The organism is Bacillus inaquosorum KCTC 13429 (assembly GCF_000332645.1).
GTDB lineage: Bacteria > Bacillota > Bacilli > Bacillales > Bacillaceae > Bacillus > Bacillus inaquosorum.
In genome coordinates this window covers 405,548-420,888 of sequence record NZ_AMXN01000004.1, presented here as the reverse complement: position 1 = coordinate 420,888, position 15,341 = coordinate 405,548, and the positions used below count along the sequence as shown (strand labels likewise).

General features: G+C 44.9%; 15 protein-coding genes. 12 read left to right on the top strand and 3 right to left on the bottom strand.

The window, feature by feature from the left end; genetic code table 11:
* Positions 1–32: 32 nt before the first annotated feature.
* From hemH to BSI_RS08525, 4 genes are all read left to right on the top strand, one after another.
* Positions 33–965, top strand: a complete 933-nt coding sequence (hemH, locus tag BSI_RS08510) for a ferrochelatase (protein WP_003239483.1) — start codon at positions 33–35, stop codon at positions 963–965.
* A gap of 14 nt (positions 966–979) precedes the next feature.
* Positions 980–2,392, top strand: a complete 1,413-nt coding sequence (gene hemY / locus BSI_RS08515; protein ID WP_032732155.1) for a protoporphyrinogen oxidase — start codon at positions 980–982, stop codon at positions 2,390–2,392.
* Between the two features lie 149 nt (positions 2,393–2,541).
* Entirely contained in the window at positions 2,542–3,117 is a 576-nt protein-coding gene (locus BSI_RS08520) for a TetR/AcrR family transcriptional regulator (RefSeq protein ID WP_003239481.1), read from the top strand.
* Positions 3,118–3,187: 70 nt separating this feature from the next.
* Positions 3,188–5,515 carry a YhgE/Pip domain-containing protein gene (locus BSI_RS08525; RefSeq protein ID WP_003239480.1) on the top strand — a complete coding sequence of 776 codons (2,328 nt, stop codon included), beginning with the start codon at positions 3,188–3,190 and terminating at the stop codon, positions 5,513–5,515.
* Positions 5,516–5,556: 41 nt separating this feature from the next.
* On the opposite strand, the gene fabHB is transcribed toward BSI_RS08525, so the two are convergent.
* Positions 5,557–6,534, bottom strand: coding sequence for a beta-ketoacyl-ACP synthase III FabHB (gene fabHB / locus BSI_RS08530; protein ID WP_003239478.1), 978 nt, complete (start codon positions 6,532–6,534; stop codon positions 5,557–5,559).
* A gap of 129 nt (positions 6,535–6,663) precedes the next feature.
* Here fabHB and BSI_RS08535 point away from each other — a divergent pair, with 129 nt between their 5' ends.
* The 4 genes from BSI_RS08535 to BSI_RS08545 all read left to right on the top strand — a co-directional run bounded on the left by BSI_RS08535 (position 6,664) and on the right by BSI_RS08545 (position 9,317).
* On the top strand, positions 6,664–7,440 hold the full coding sequence (locus tag BSI_RS08535) for a YhfC family intramembrane metalloprotease (RefSeq protein ID WP_003239476.1): 777 nt from the start codon (positions 6,664–6,666) through the stop codon (positions 7,438–7,440).
* Between the two features lie 96 nt (positions 7,441–7,536).
* Positions 7,537–7,722: a hypothetical protein gene (locus BSI_RS22790; protein WP_250648307.1), complete on the top strand. Its 186-nt coding sequence runs from the start codon at positions 7,537–7,539 to the stop codon at positions 7,720–7,722.
* Positions 7,723–7,856: 134 nt separating this feature from the next.
* Positions 7,857–8,897: a M42 family metallopeptidase gene (locus BSI_RS08540; protein WP_003239473.1), complete on the top strand. Its 1,041-nt coding sequence runs from the start codon at positions 7,857–7,859 to the stop codon at positions 8,895–8,897.
* A gap of 12 nt (positions 8,898–8,909) precedes the next feature.
* Positions 8,910–9,317: an ASCH domain-containing protein gene (locus tag BSI_RS08545; RefSeq protein WP_003239472.1), complete on the top strand. Its 408-nt coding sequence runs from the start codon at positions 8,910–8,912 to the stop codon at positions 9,315–9,317.
* Between the two features lie 36 nt (positions 9,318–9,353).
* On the opposite strand, the gene gltT is transcribed toward BSI_RS08545, so the two are convergent.
* Together gltT and yhfH are read right to left on the bottom strand one after the other, a co-directional pair.
* Positions 9,354–10,643 carry a glutamate/proton symporter GltT gene (gltT, locus tag BSI_RS08550; RefSeq protein ID WP_003239471.1) on the bottom strand — a complete coding sequence of 430 codons (1,290 nt, stop codon included), beginning with the start codon at positions 10,641–10,643 and terminating at the stop codon, positions 9,354–9,356.
* Positions 10,644–10,911: 268 nt separating this feature from the next.
* On the bottom strand, positions 10,912–11,046 hold the full coding sequence (gene yhfH, locus BSI_RS0121280; RefSeq protein ID WP_032732181.1) for a protein YhfH: 135 nt from the start codon (positions 11,044–11,046) through the stop codon (positions 10,912–10,914).
* Between the two features lie 157 nt (positions 11,047–11,203).
* Between yhfH and BSI_RS08555 the strand changes: the two genes are divergently transcribed.
* The 4 genes from BSI_RS08555 (at position 11,204) to lcfB (ending at position 15,314) form a co-directional block, all read left to right on the top strand.
* Positions 11,204–11,938, top strand: a complete 735-nt coding sequence (locus BSI_RS08555) for an MBL fold metallo-hydrolase (protein ID WP_003239469.1) — start codon at positions 11,204–11,206, stop codon at positions 11,936–11,938.
* A gap of 12 nt (positions 11,939–11,950) precedes the next feature.
* Positions 11,951–12,946, top strand: coding sequence for a lipoate--protein ligase (gene lplA, locus BSI_RS08560; protein WP_003239468.1), 996 nt, complete (start codon positions 11,951–11,953; stop codon positions 12,944–12,946).
* A 64-nt stretch (positions 12,947–13,010) separates the two neighbouring features.
* On the top strand, positions 13,011–13,655 hold the full coding sequence (locus BSI_RS08565; RefSeq protein ID WP_003239467.1) for an SDR family oxidoreductase: 645 nt from the start codon (positions 13,011–13,013) through the stop codon (positions 13,653–13,655).
* Between the two features lie 117 nt (positions 13,656–13,772).
* On the top strand, positions 13,773–15,314 hold the full coding sequence (gene lcfB / locus BSI_RS08570; RefSeq protein WP_003239466.1) for a long-chain-fatty-acid--CoA ligase LcfB: 1,542 nt from the start codon (positions 13,773–13,775) through the stop codon (positions 15,312–15,314).
* The last annotated feature ends 27 nt before the right edge of the window (positions 15,315–15,341 follow it).

The following is a 15,341-nucleotide window of genomic DNA, read 5'->3' as shown; positions in this document are numbered from 1 at the left end:
TTTGTATCAGATCATTAAAGAGGGTGTAAACAGTGAGTAGAAAGAAAATGGGGCTTCTCGTTATGGCGTACGGCACGCCTTATAAAGAAGAAGATATCGAGCGTTATTATACACATATCAGAAGAGGCAGAAAGCCTGAGCCTGAAATGCTTCAAGATTTGAAAGACAGATACGAAGCAATTGGCGGCATTTCACCGCTTGCCAAAATCACAGAAGAGCAAGCGCACAAGCTTGAACAGCACTTAAATGAGATTCAGGACGAGATTACATTTAAAGCGTATATCGGGCTGAAGCATATCGAGCCGTTTATTGAAGACGCTGTGTCAGAGATGCATAAGGACGGCATTACAGAAGCAGTCAGCATCGTGCTGGCACCGCATTTCTCCACGTTCAGCGTGCAGTCCTACAACAAACGTGCCAAAGAAGAGGCTGAAAAACTTGGCGGCTTAACGATTACGTCTGTTGAAAGCTGGTACGATGAACCGAAGTTCGTGAAATACTGGGTTGACCGAGTGAAGGAAACATATGCGTCAATGCCTGAGGATGAAAGAGAAAACGCGATGCTCATCGTATCCGCACACAGCCTGCCGGAAAAAATCAAAGAATTTGGAGACCCGTATCCGGATCAGCTTCATGAATCGGCGAAATTGATTGCTGAAGGCGCAGGCGTTTCCGAATATGCGGTCGGCTGGCAAAGTGAAGGGAACACGCCTGATCCTTGGCTCGGACCTGATGTGCAGGATTTAACACGTGATTTATTCGAACAAAAAGGCTATCAGGCATTTGTATATGTCCCTGTCGGATTTGTCGCGGATCATTTAGAAGTGCTTTATGATAATGATTATGAATGCAAAGTGGTTACTGACGATATCGGCGCAAGCTATTACCGCCCGGAAATGCCGAATGCAAAGCCGGAATTTATTGACGCATTAGCAACAGTTGTATTAAAAAAATTAGGACGTTAAAGAAGGCGATGAACATGAATGACGGCAAAAAACATGTAGTCATCATCGGCGGCGGCATTACCGGTTTAGCCGCCGCCTTCTATATGGAAAAAGAAATCGAAGAAAAAAATCTGCCGCTTGAGTTGACACTTGTTGAGGCAAGTCCGAGAGTCGGCGGGAAAATCCAGACTGTCAAGAAAGACGGCTATATCATCGAAAGAGGGCCTGACTCATTTCTGGAACGGAAGAAAAGCGCTCCGCAGCTTGTCAAAGATGTAGGGCTTGAGCATTTGCTTGTCAACAATGCGACCGGGCAATCCTATGTGCTTGTAAACCGCACCCTGCATCCGATGCCAAAGGGTGCCGTGATGGGGATCCCGACAAAAATTGCGCCGTTCGTTTCAACCGGCCTATTTTCTTTGTCTGGGAAGGCAAGAGCCGCTATGGATTTCATCCTGCCTGCAAGCAAATCAAAAGACGACCAGTCATTGGGAGAATTTTTCCGCAGACGTGTCGGAGATGAAGTGGTCGAGAATTTAATCGAGCCGCTCCTATCAGGCATCTACGCAGGCGACATTGATAAACTCAGCCTGATGTCGACATTCCCGCAATTTTACCAGACGGAACAAAAGCACAGAAGCCTGATCCTCGGCATGAAAAAAACAAGGCCTCAAGGCTCCGGCCAGCAGCTGACGGCTAAAAAACAAGGGCAGTTTCAGACACTGACAACCGGTTTGCAGACCCTTGTAGAAGAGATTGAAAAGCAATTAAAGCTGACGAAGGTGTACAAAGGCACAAAAGTGACCAAGATCAGCCGCGGCGGCACTGGCTACTCGCTTGATCTGGATAACGGCGTCACACTTGATGCTGAATCAGTGATTATGACTGCTCCGCATAAAGCGGCTGCGGGAATGCTTTCTGAGCTTCCTGCGATTTCTCATTTGAAAAATATGCACTCTACATCCGTGGCAAATGTCGCCTTGGGCTTCCCTGAAGGCGCTGTCCAAATGGAGCATGAGGGGACGGGCTTTGTCATTTCAAGAAACAGCGATTTCGCGATCACAGCCTGTACGTGGACAAACAAAAAATGGCCGCACGCAGCGCCGGAAGGCAAAACGCTGCTTCGGGCATATGTCGGAAAAGCCGGAGACGAATCCATTGTCGATCTCTCAGATAACGACATTATCAACATTGTGTTAGAAGACTTAAAGAAAGTCATGAACATAAACGGGGAGCCGGAAATGACATGTGTCACGCGCTGGCATGAAAGCATGCCGCAGTACCATGTCGGCCATAAGCAGCGTATCAAGGAGCTGCGAGAATCACTGGCCTCCGCATATCCGGGTGTCTACATGACAGGCGCTTCTTTTGAAGGTGTCGGTATTCCCGACTGCATTGATCAAGGAAAAGCTGCCGTGTCTGACGCGCTTACCTATTTATTCAGTTAAAAACCTCCGCGGTATGGCGGAGGTTTTTTTTTATTGTGCAATGGCAATATTGAGTAAAAAAATGATTGAATTGATTAGCAGGTTATGATACATTTGCATATGTACTTAATGACTAAAATGTTCAAACGGTCAGTTTCGAGGTGAATACAATGTCAATAGATCGAAAAAAGCTCATTTTGGAGGCGGCCACAAAGTCTTTTACGCAGTTCGGGTATAAAGCGACGACAATGGATCTTGTGGCAAAGCTTGCGAACGTGGGGAAGGGAACCATCTATACTTTTTTCAAAAACAAAGAAGAGTTGTTTGATGAGATTTTCACTACTTTATTGAAGGAAATGAAACAAAAAGCGGACGAAGCGATGGAGCCGAACCTTCCGTTCCATGAAAATGTGCACAGAGCGCTGTTTGCCATTCTGGAGTTCAGGAAAACACATCAGCTGACGATTAAAATTTTTCAAGAAAATGCTGAGATTGGTACAATGGCAGTTCAGGAAGTGATCCAGAAAATGGAGCGAGCCATTCTGTCTTATATCAAAAATAAGATTGAAGACGGGATTCAGAGCGGTGCAATCAAGCCGTGCGACTCTGAACTGACAGCTTTTGTGATGCTGAAGCTTTATATCGCGCTCATTTTTGATTGGGAAAAACAGCATCCCCCGCTTGATAAAGAGACGATTGCGGAGCTGCTTGAATTGTATGTTGTCAATGGATTGTCAGCCAACTAGATAATCCTTTCTCTTTGCAAGAAAATGACCATTTTTCATGATGAGTCAGTTTTAGAATGGAGGCATCAGGATGAACACAATACGAAGTCAGTGGAAAGACATCGTAACGAGTAAAAAATTATTAATTCCCATCATTGCCATTTTGTTTGTCCCGCTTATTTACAGCGGCGTGTTCTTAAAGGCTTATTGGGACCCATACGGCACAGTTGACCAGCTGCCTGTCGTTGTCGTCAATCAAGATAAAGGAGCAACGTATGAAGGAGAAAAGCTTCAAATTGGTGATGACCTGGTCAAAGAATTAAAGGATAATAAAAACTTTGATTGGCATTTTTCCAGTGATCTCGACCAATCATTAAAGGACTTATTAAATCAAAAATACTATTTAGTTGTCGAGATTCCTGAGGATTTTTCTAAGAATGCCAGCACTGTATTGGACAAAAATCCGAAAAAGCTCGATCTGAAATACCATACGAATGCCGGTTCAAACTATGTAGGGGCAACGATCGGTGAAAAAGCGATTGATAAACTGAAAGCCTCTGTTTCAAAAGAAGTGACCGAGCAATATACGAAAGTCATTTTTGATAACTTTAAAGATATCGCCAAAGGTTTGAGCGACGCGAGCAGCGGAGCGAAAAAAATTGATGATGGCACAAAGGATGCGAAAAACGGAAGCGCCCAGCTGAAAGAAAATCTTGCGAAGCTGAAGGAAAGCACAGCTACTATCAGCGACAAAACGGCACAGCTCGCAGATGGAGCAGCTCAGGTGACAAATGGCATCCAATCGCTTGACAGCTCGCTTGGAAAATTCCAGGACAGCAGCAATCAGATTTATGATAATTCTAACAAACTTGCAGCAGGATCAGGCAAGATAACGGGCAAGTTGAATGAACTTAATGCCGGACTTCAAAAAGTGCAGCAGGGCTTGCCTAATCTGACAAACGGGCTGGATCAGCTCAACAGTAAAGCGAAAGAAGAGTCGGAGAAAGCAGCAAAAGCGGAAAAGCTCATTAATGCGCTCGATTTAACGAAGCTTGAAACAGCTGTGAACAACTTGGAAAAGTCAGAAACTGCGATGAAGGAATTTAAGAAACAACTGTCTGACTTTGAAAACAGTTTGAAAAACCGAGATCAGGCATTTAAAAATCTCATCAACTCGAGTGATTTCTTAACAGCGGAGCAAAAAAGCCAGCTGATCAATTCTGTTGAAAAGCAGCTTCCGAAAGTTGATGCACCTGATTTTGATCAAATGCTAAGCCAGCTTCCTGCAGCTGATCAGCTGCCTGACATTGCAACGATAAAAAGCTCATTGGAAGATGTGAAAGCGGAGGTTGCACAGGTGAAGGCATTGCCGGAAGCTACCTCTAAGCTTTATAACGGCGCAAAAGCTACTCAAGACGCGATTGACAAATTAACTGCTGGATCTGAGAAGCTATACAATGCTTCACAGCAGCTGACAGATGGCCAAAATAAATTAACAGCCGGTATCGGTGAATATAATAAGCAGTTTGCAAAAGCAAAAGCGGGCTCAGAGCAATTGGTAACAGGAAGCAGCCAAGTATCCGGGGGCTTGTTTAAACTGTTAGACGGGTCTAAACAGGTCCAAAGCGGATCATCAAAACTTGCAGACGGGTCTGCGTCACTTGATACAGGTTTAGGCAAGCTATTGGATGGTACAGGAGAGCTGTCTAGTAAGCTGAAGGATGCGGCAGATCAAACAGGAGATATCGATGCTGACGATCAAACATACGGCATGTTTGCCGATCCGGTGAAAACCAATGATGACGCCATTCATTCCGTTCCTAACTACGGAACAGGGCTGACACCTTATATCCTGTCAATGGGCTTGTATGTCGGAGGCATCATGCTGACGGTTGTCTTCCCGCTGAAGGAAGCGTCAGGACGTCCGAGAAACGGTTTTGAGTGGTTCTTCAGCAAATTCAATGTCATGATGCTCGTTGGAATTATTCAATCGCTGATTGTGGCGACGGTTCTTCTTCTGGGAATTGGTCTCGAGGTTGAGAGCACGTGGAGATTTTACGTGTTTACGATCATTACGAGTCTCGCTTTCCTAGCGATGATTCAATTTTTGGCCACAACGATGGGCAACCCGGGACGATTTATCGCAGTCATTATTTTAGTGCTGCAGCTGGGAGCGAGCGGAGGAACCTTCCCGCTTGAATTGCTTCCGAATTTCTATCAGGTCATCCACGGCGCATTGCCGATGACCTACAGCATTAACGGATTCAGAGCGGTCATTTCAAACGGGGATTTTGGCTACATGTGGCAAATGGCCGGCGTCTTAATCGGTATCGCCCTTGTTATGATTTTGCTCAGCATTACTTACTTTACGATTTTAAGCCGGAAGGAAGAAACATCAGAAGAACAGCCGGCTTCATAATGAAAAAGAACTTGTTTCCTTGGAAACAAGTTCTTTTTTTATTACATTCCCCATTTGACAAGCAATCCTGTATAGGTTAAACCGCCGCCAAATCCGAAAAGCATCACGATTTGATCTTTTTTCAGCTTCCCGGCTTTCACTGCGAAATCTAGCGCCAAAACAATCGAAACAGAGGACGTGTTTCCATAGTATTCGACACTGGTGAGCGTTTTTTCGATCGGGAACGGTGTTTTTTCACAAATCGACTCGATCATGCGCAAGTTGGCGCTGTGAGGGACAAACCAATCGAGCTCGCCGCTTGTCAGCCCTGCTTGATGTAAAAGGCGTTCAAATTCGCGGGGAACGGTTCTTGCTGCCCATTTATACACTTCGCGACCGTTTTGGACCATTTTACCGGAACCAGCAAGCGGCATCCCGTTTAGTTCATTCCGCAGTGCGGCACGGTACAAAATATCGCCGCCGTTCCCGCTTGTTCCTTGGACAGACGCAAGAAATCCAGGTGTCTCTTCATCTCGTTCTACCAGCAGCGCACCCGCTGCGTCGCCAAACAGAACGCATGTCGTTCGGTCCGTATAATCCGTTACCTTTGACAATGTCTCCCCTGCGATGACGAGAATTTTTTGATGAAGGCCGGATGTGATCAATCCGTTTGCTAAATGAAGGCCGTATGTAAGCCCGGCGCACGTCGCATTAATATCCAGGGCGCCGGTGTTTTCCCAGCCGAAATATTCCTGCACACGGCATGCCGTACTCGGAAAGGCGTAATCTGATGTTGTTGTGGCAACGAGGATCATATCCACATCATCAAGAGTCCCTTCATAACGGCTCTTGAGATCCTTCACCGCTTCTATGCATAAATCAGAGGTAAACTGCTGTTCATCTGCAATCCGGCGTTCTCTCATTCCTGTGCGCTGAACGATCCATTCATCAGACGTATCAACGATCTTTTCTAAATCTGCATTTGTTAAACGTCTGCTCGGTGCATAGGTTCCGATAGCTGTAATTTTTGCTTTTGACATATGAATCACTCCTTATGGTCAGATTATATCACTAGATCTTAGTATCTGGTACTAAAAAGAAGGGTTTTTCATAAAAAAAGAGAAATTGTGAAATAGGGAATCTATGAAATAGAAAAAGGAGGCTGAAAAATGGTCAGTCAAGGAGCAGTAGTCTTTATGGCGATATCCGGGGCTATTGCGTTTTTGTTGCCGATCGGACTGATTGTATGGTTTAAGCGAAGGTATGGCGCCTCGCTGAAGGTGTTTTTTATTGGCGCTCTCACGTTTTTTGTCTTTGCTCAGCTGCTGGAGGGCGGCGTTCATGTTTATGTACTGCAAGTGAATGAAATGACGAAAGAAGCGATGCAACATCCATTATGGTATGGCATTTACGGGTGCTTGATGGCCGGAATTTTTGAGGAGTGCGGGCGGTATATTATGATGCGATTTTTTATGAAGTGCCATCATACTTGGGCGGATGGCTTGGCTTTCGGAGCAGGACATGGCGGGCTTGAGGCCATCCTGATTACAGGCTTGTCCTCTATCTCGCTTATTGTATATGCGTTTGCGATCAATAGCGGAACGTTTGAACAGCTTTTGATCAATGACGACATCAAACAGGCACTTTTGCCGATTCAGGAACAGTTGCTGCATACTCCTTCGTATGAGTGGCTGCTGGGCGGAATTGAAAGAATCAGTGCGATTGCTGTCCAGATCGGGCTGTCGCTGCTTGTCCTGTATGCGGTTAAAAGCCGCCGGCCGCTGTTGTTGCTGTATTCTATTCTTTTACATGCGCTGTTTAATGTACCGGCGGTTTTATACCAAAAAAGAATCATAGAACATGCTGCTGCTGTTGAAATCATTGTTGCTCTGATAGCGGCCGTATCAGTTTATTGGATTGTAAAAGCAAAAAGGCTGTTTCAATAAAAGGTCCAAGCAGCAGTAATGCCCGCTTGGAAAAATGTGAATGGAAATATTCATTAAGCATGGGTCATCAGAATATTTCTGATTCAGTCTTTAGCAATGACAGCAAGAGTGTCTGTGTTTTTTACAAGAGAAACAATGGTGTTTCTTTTTCTTCTTCTTCTCGCAAGGGTCATGGCATTCTTTCTTTTTCTTGCAATGGTCGTGGAAATCTTTATCGAACCACTCGTCAAAGAACCAAAAATCATCGAACCAATCGTGACAACGACATTTCTGTTCATGTGAATGACGACAGCACATAGATATCCCTCCTCTTCCCATGCTCTCTACAGCATATGAGAGATTGATAGGAAAAGATTGGACGGGTCCCTCGGGAAAAGAGTATATTTTAAATAGAAAAATAAAAGGAGGAATGTCCTATGACGTCCGTACGTAAAACGATGGAGCTCATTAAAGAACTTGTATCGATTCCAAGCCCGACAGGAAATACATATGAGGTGATCAATTATATTGAAAGCCTTTTAAAAGAATGGAAGGTAGGAACGGTTCGGAACCATAAGGGCGGCTTAATTGCAACGCTTCCCGGACGCGATACATCCCGGCACCGCATGCTGACGGCGCACGTTGACACCCTCGGCGCAATGGTAAAAGAAATTAAAGCTGACGGCCGGCTGAAAATCGATTTGATCGGCGGGTTCCGCTACAACTCGATTGAGGGGGAGTATTGCCAAATTGAAACCGCCTCGGGAAAAACATATACAGGCACAATTTTAATGCATCAAACGTCTGTGCACGTATACAAAGACGCGGGTAAAGCTGAGCGGAATCAAGAGAATATGGAGATCCGCCTCGATGAACCTGTTCACTGCCGGAAAGATACGGAAGAGCTTGGCATTGGCGTCGGAGATTTTGTGTCGTTTGATCCCCGTGTTGAGATCACATCAAGCGGATTTATTAAATCGCGCCATTTGGATGACAAAGCAAGCGTCGCCTTATTGCTCCGCTTAATTCATCAGATTCAAACAGAAGACATTGAATTGCCGTATACAACTCATTTTCTCATTTCAAATAATGAAGAGATCGGATACGGCGGGAACTCGAATATTCCTCCTGAAACGGTCGAATATCTGGCGGTTGATATGGGTGCTATCGGAGACGGGCAGGCGACAGATGAATATTCAGTATCAATCTGTGTGAAGGATGCGAGCGGGCCGTATCATTATCAGCTTAGAAAGCATTTAGTCCATTTAGCCGAGAAGCACCATATCGACTACAAACTTGATATTTATCCGTACTACGGGTCTGATGCGTCAGCAGCGATCAAATCCGGGCATGATATTGTGCATGGCCTTATTGGGCCGGGAATTGACGCTTCGCATGCATTTGAACGCACCCATAAATCATCTCTTCGCCATACGGCTAAGCTTCTGTACTATTATGTACAGTCACCAATGGTTTAAAGGGGAAGGCGAATGAAGATTTATGAGCTCAAAAGCACATTCGGCTGGGAAGGTGATGGCGGCTTGGGGGAACAGCTGATTCAGCAAATCCTCGCCGGAGAAAAAACAGCCACGTGCGCGCCGAAATCATTATATTCAAAAGTTGAATTGAGTGACGTGTATCAAACAGCGGGTCAGCTTGTTACCGTTTATGATAAACATGACAAGCCGAGATGCAATATAAAAGTGACAGATGTGTTTGAAACGACCTTTGGAGCGCCTGATATGAGGTTAGTCAAAGGAGAGGACAATGGAGATCGAATTGATGAGTTTCAGGAGGACCATCGGATGGCATGGGCGGAACTGATCAAAAACGGTGAACTGGAGCTGAATGAGGATACTGTTTTGATTACAGAGCTGTTTGAGCTTGTTAAAGATTAAAAAAGCCTGCGGGGCAAGAACCCCGCAGGCTTTTCATTAACCGGAAATGGTTGCGTTTTGGTCTGCTTTTGCTTGGGACATGACCGTTTCTGCTTTCGCAGGATTAAACATGCCTTCCCATTTAGACATAACAACGGCAGCAAGCGCGTTACCAGTCAGGTTGACAACTGTACGTGCCATGTCCATGATGCGGTCTACACCGGCAATAAAGGCAAGTCCTTCAGCCGGAACGCCGATGGTGCCAAGTGTCGCAAGCAAGACAACAAAAGAAGTACCAGGCACGGCAGCCATCCCTTTAGATGTCACCATTAATACGAGCACAAGCGTAATTTGGTGCCAAATTGTCAAATCAATGCCGTATACCTGTGCCAAAAACAGCGCGGCAATAGATTGATAGAGAACGGAACCGTCTAAGTTAAACGTATATCCGATCGGAATAACAAATGAAACAATGCCTTTCGGGCAGCCGATTTTCTCCATTTTTTCCATGATGCGAGGAAGAACCGTTTCAGAGCTGGACGTACTGAACGCCAGTAAGATTTCGTCCTTCATGTAAGCAAGGAATTTGAAGATGCTGATTCCGGCAATTTTTGCGACAATCCCGAAAATGACAATTAAGAAGAAAGCAAGGGCGACATACACCAATCCGACGAGCTTTCCGAGAGAGAGTAGAGAACCGAGTCCAAATTTAGACACAGTCACTCCGATAAGCGCGAAAACGCCGAATGGCGCTACTTTCATCACAAGGTTTACAACGTGGAACATGGCATGGGATACACCTTCGAAAAAGGCTAATACAGGCTTGCCCCGTTCGCCGATCGCTGAAATTCCCAATGCAAATAGCACTGTAAAACAGATGATGGCAAGAAGATCCCCTTCAACCAAGGATTGGAAGAAGTTTGTTGGCACAATATGCAGGAACGTTTCCGCCACGGATTTATTGCTTTGTTCTTTTTCAGTTTCAACATATTGACTGATGTCCGTTTTTTGAGCTTCGTGTATATTAACTCCTGTACCCGGATGGAAGATGTTTGCAAGGGCTAGTCCGAGAATAATGGCAAAAGTCGTAATAATCTCGAAGTACAGAATCGTTCTGAAGCCTAATTTACCGACTTGCTTTCCATTTCCTGCACCGGCTACACCGATGATTAAGCTGGAGACAACAATAGGAATCACTATCATTTTGATTAAGCGTAAAAAGAGATCCCCGATTGGCTGCAGGTAAGTAGGCAATGCTGGGTTGCCATACCAAATAACGCCAACAATGACACCTAGAATAAGTCCAACGAATATTTGTGTGGCTAATCCAAACTTAATTCTTTTCATAGATTACCTCCCAAAAAACAAAGTATCAACATATATCATGAATAGACATATATTTAATCTCACTATTAGATCAAATTATAATAGATAAGAATCGAATTCGTCTATAGTAAATTATATTTTGAAAATAAAGAATATTGCAAAATGCAATATAAATCACCAGAATTATCTAAAAACGGGTGAGCTTTGACCTAACCTGACTATTATTTAAATATATATAAGTTAAACGAATAAAAAAATCTCACACTGTATGTGTGAGATTTTCGCCCCTTTACATATCGTTTATTTTTATACAGTCGCTGCAAATATTTATATAACATTCATGCTGTTCATCTATCTTTTTTCCGCATTCTGCACACTTTTTCGGAGGCAGGTTTCTAAAAAAATCAGTCATTTTTTCTAGCATAACCAATCCCTCTTTCCCCTTTGTAATGCTTTTATTGTAATATAACAGATGATAAAAATCAACAACTGTTTTGATACAATGTTTAAAACATGCTTTTTTTAAGAAAAATGGGTATATTGAAGGAGGATCAATTTTCTTGAAAAGATAGGAGGACATTATGAAAGTTACAGTTATCGGATGCTATGGCGGTTTTCCGGCCGCAAATGAAGCGACGTCGGGCTATTTGTTTCAGTCAGGTGATTACTCTTTGCTTGTCGATTGCGGCAGTGCCGTATTATCTAAGCTGTTCGGATATGTGCCGGCGGAAAAGCTGGATGCGGTGGTTCTGTCTCATTATCACCATGACCATATCGCTGACATCGGGCCGCTGCAATTTGCCAAGCAAGTCGGTTCGTTTCTCGGCAAAGGAGAGCACACGCTTCCGATTTACGGACATGATGCTGATATAGAACAGTTTCAAAAGCTTACATATAAAACACATACAAAAGGGATTGCTTATCAGCCGGATCAGCCGCTGACTGTCGGTCCGTTTACGATCACCTTTTTAAAAACAATTCACCCGGTGACGTGCTATGCCATGCGGATTACGGATGGCAGCCATACTGTCGTATATACCGCTGATTCCAGCTATCAGGATTCATTTATTCCGTTTTCGAAAAATGCCGATTTGTTGATCTCAGAATGCAATTTTTATGCCGATCAAGACGGGACAAGCGCAGGCCATATGAACAGCCTGGAAGCTGGGCGAATTGCAAAAGAAGCGGGAGCGGGAGAGCTGCTGCTGACGCATTTGCCGCATTTCGGCGTGCATGACAATCTTCGCAAAGAAGCGAAAACCGTTTTTAACGGCGAAGTGAATATTGCGAAATCAGGTTTTGTGTGGGAAGGATAAAGGAGGAGCACCATGTTATTTATAGACAATCAAAACATCAATGATCCGCGGATCAATCTTGCTATCGAAGAGTACTGTGTAAAGCATTTAAACCCAGAACAGCCGTATTTGCTCTTTTACGTGAATCAGCCGTCTATTATCATTGGGAAAAACCAAAATACGATAGAAGAAATCAATACAAAATATGTAGAGGAAAACGGAATTATCGTCGTCCGCCGCTTATCAGGCGGAGGCGCTGTGTATCATGATCTGGGGAATTTGAACTTCAGCTTTATCACAAAGGATGACGGGGACAGCTTTCATAACTTTAAAAAGTTCACTGAGCCGGTGATCCAGGCTTTGCACCAGCTCGGGGTTGAAGCGGAATTGAGCGGCCGGAACGACATTGTCGTAGATGGCCGGAAAATATCCGGAAACGCCCAGTTTGCGACAAAAGGACGCATTTTCAGCCACGGCACTCTCATGTTTGATTCAGCCATTGATCATGTTGTGTCAGCATTAAAGGTGAAAAAGGATAAAATTGAATCAAAAGGGATCAAGTCAATCAGAAGCCGTGTGGCAAACATCAGTGAGTTTCTTGACGATAAAATGACCACGGAAGAATTCCGCAGCCATTTGCTTCGCCATATTTTTAACACAAATGACATTCAAAATGTGCCGGAGTATAAGCTGACGGAAAAAGATTGGGAGGCCATCCATCAAATTTCAAAAGAGCGCTATCAGAATTGGGATTGGAACTACGGACGCTCACCGAAATTTAACCTTAATCATTCGAAACGCTATCCGATCGGGTCGATTGATCTGCGCCTGGAAGTCAAGAAAGGCAAAATTGAGGACTGCAAAATCTTCGGAGATTTCTTCGGTGTCGGTGATGTATCTGAAATTGAAAACCTGCTGGTCGGAAAACAATATGAACGCAGCGTTATCGCTGATGTGCTGGATGATGTGAATCTCAAGCATTACTTTGGGAACATTACGAAAGAGGATTTCCTTGATCTGATTTATTAAGGCAAAACACATTGTTTGAAAGAGCGATTGTGTTTTTGAAATAATGGAGGCAGGAGGGATTCACATGAAAGTGTTTTTAATCGGAGCGAACGGACAAATCGGTCAAAGACTCGTTTCTTTATTCCAAGACAATCCTGATCATTCCGTCAGAGCGATGGTCAGAAAAGAAGAACAGAAAGCGTCTCTCGAAGCTTCCGGTGCAGAAGCTGTGCTTGCGAATCTGGAGGGCAGCCCGGAAGAAATCGCCGCGGCGGCAAGAGGCTGTGACGCGATCATTTTCACAGCCGGTTCAGGCGGCAGCACAGGCTATGATAAAACGCTGCTGGTGGATCTTGACGGAGCGGCAAAAGCAATGGAAGCTGCGGACATCGCCGGAATCAAACGGTTTATCATGGTCAGCGCCCTGCAAGCCCACAACCGTGAAAATTGGAATGAAGCACTTAAACCTTATTATGTGGCCAAGCATTACGCTGATAAAATTCTCGAATCCAGCGGCTTAACCTATACGATTATCCGTCCGGGGGGGCTTCGCAATGAGCCTGGAACGGGAACTGTTTCAGCAGCGAAGGATCTGGAGCGAGGATCTATTTCCCGTGATGACGTTGCGAAAACGGTCATTGCCTCTTTGGATGAAACCAATACGGAAAATCGGGCCTTTGATTTGACAGAAGGAGATACTCCGATTGCCGAAGCATTGAAGAAACTATAACAGTATGGACACTCGGGGCTTTTTGCTCTTGAGTGTTTTTTTCTGTTTCTCTATAATGAAGGGGAAAGCTTATCTTCAATAATGAATGACTGTTCATTCACTTTAAGGGGTGGGAGAATGAATCTCGTTTCGAAATTGGAAGAGACAGCATCTGAGAAGCCCGACAGCATCGCATGCAGGTTTAAGGATCACATGATGACGTATCAGGAGCTGAATGAAAGCATTCAGCGATTTGCGGACGGCCTTCAGGAAGCCGGTATGGAGAAAGGGGACCATCTTGCTTTACTGCTTGGCAATTCGCCGGATTTTATCATCGCGTTTTTTGGTGCGTTAAAGGCCGGAATTGTGGCTGTACCCATCAATCCGATGTACACGCCGACAGAAATCGGTTATATGCTGACAAATGGCGATGTAAAAGCGATTGTGGGCGTTGATCAGCTTTTGCCGCTTTATGAAAGCATGCATGAATCGCTGCCGAAGGTTGAGCTCGTCATTTTATGCCAGACGGGAGAGGCTGAGCCGGCAGCTTCAGACCCAGAGGTCAGGATGAAATTGACAACGTTTGCAAAAATATTGCGTCCGACATCTGTCGCTAAACAAAGGCCAGAGCTTGTCCCTGATGATACCGCGGTTATTTTATATACGTCAGGAACAACCGGAAAACCGAAAGGCGCAATGCTGACCCATCAGAATTTGTACAGCAATGCCAACGATGTCGCCGGTTATTTGGGAATGGATGAGAAGGACAATGTGGTCTGCGCTCTTCCCATGTTTCACGTGTTTTGTTTAACCGTTTGCATGAATGCTCCGCTGATGAGCGGCGCAACTGTCTTGATTGAACCTCAATTCAGTCCGGCATCTGTTTTTAAGCTTGTTAAAGAGAGGCAGGCGACCATTTTTGCCGGTGTGCCTACGATGTATAATTACTTGTTTCAGCATGAAAACGGAAAGAAAGATGATTTTTCTTCCATCCGGCTGTGCATTTCAGGAGGCGCGGCCATGCCAGTCGCACTGCTGACGGCGTTTGAAGAAAAATTCGGCGTTACCATTTTGGAAGGCTACGGGCTCTCGGAAGCATCACCCGTCACGTGCTTTAACCCGTTCGACAGGGGCAGAAAACCGGGCTCTATCGGGACAAGTATCTTACATGTCGAAAACAAGGTCGTAGATCCGCTCGGACGCGAGCTGCCCGATCACCAGGTCGGTGAATTGATCGTGAAAGGTCCTAATGTAATGAAAGGCTATTATAAAATGCCGATGGAAACAAAGCATGCGTTAAAAGACGGATGGCTTTATACAGGGGACTTGGCAAGACGGGATGAGGACGGCTATTTTTACATTGTTGACCGGAAAAAAGACATGATCATTGTAGGAGGATACAACGTGTATCCGCGTGAGGTGGAGGAAGTGCTGTACAGCCACCCGGATGTCAAGGAGGCGGTTGTCATCGGTGTGCCGGACCCTCAAAGCGGGGAAGCGGTAAAGGGATATGTTGTACCGAAACGCTCTGGTGTAACAGAAACGGACATCATGCAGCATTGTGAAAAACATCTGGCAAAATACAAACGGCCTGCTGCCATTACGTTTCTTGACGACATTCCGAAAAATGCGACAGGGAAATTGCTCAGACGGGCGCTGAGAGATATTTTGCCTCAATAATATGAAAAAAATGAAAAAGCGAAGCGG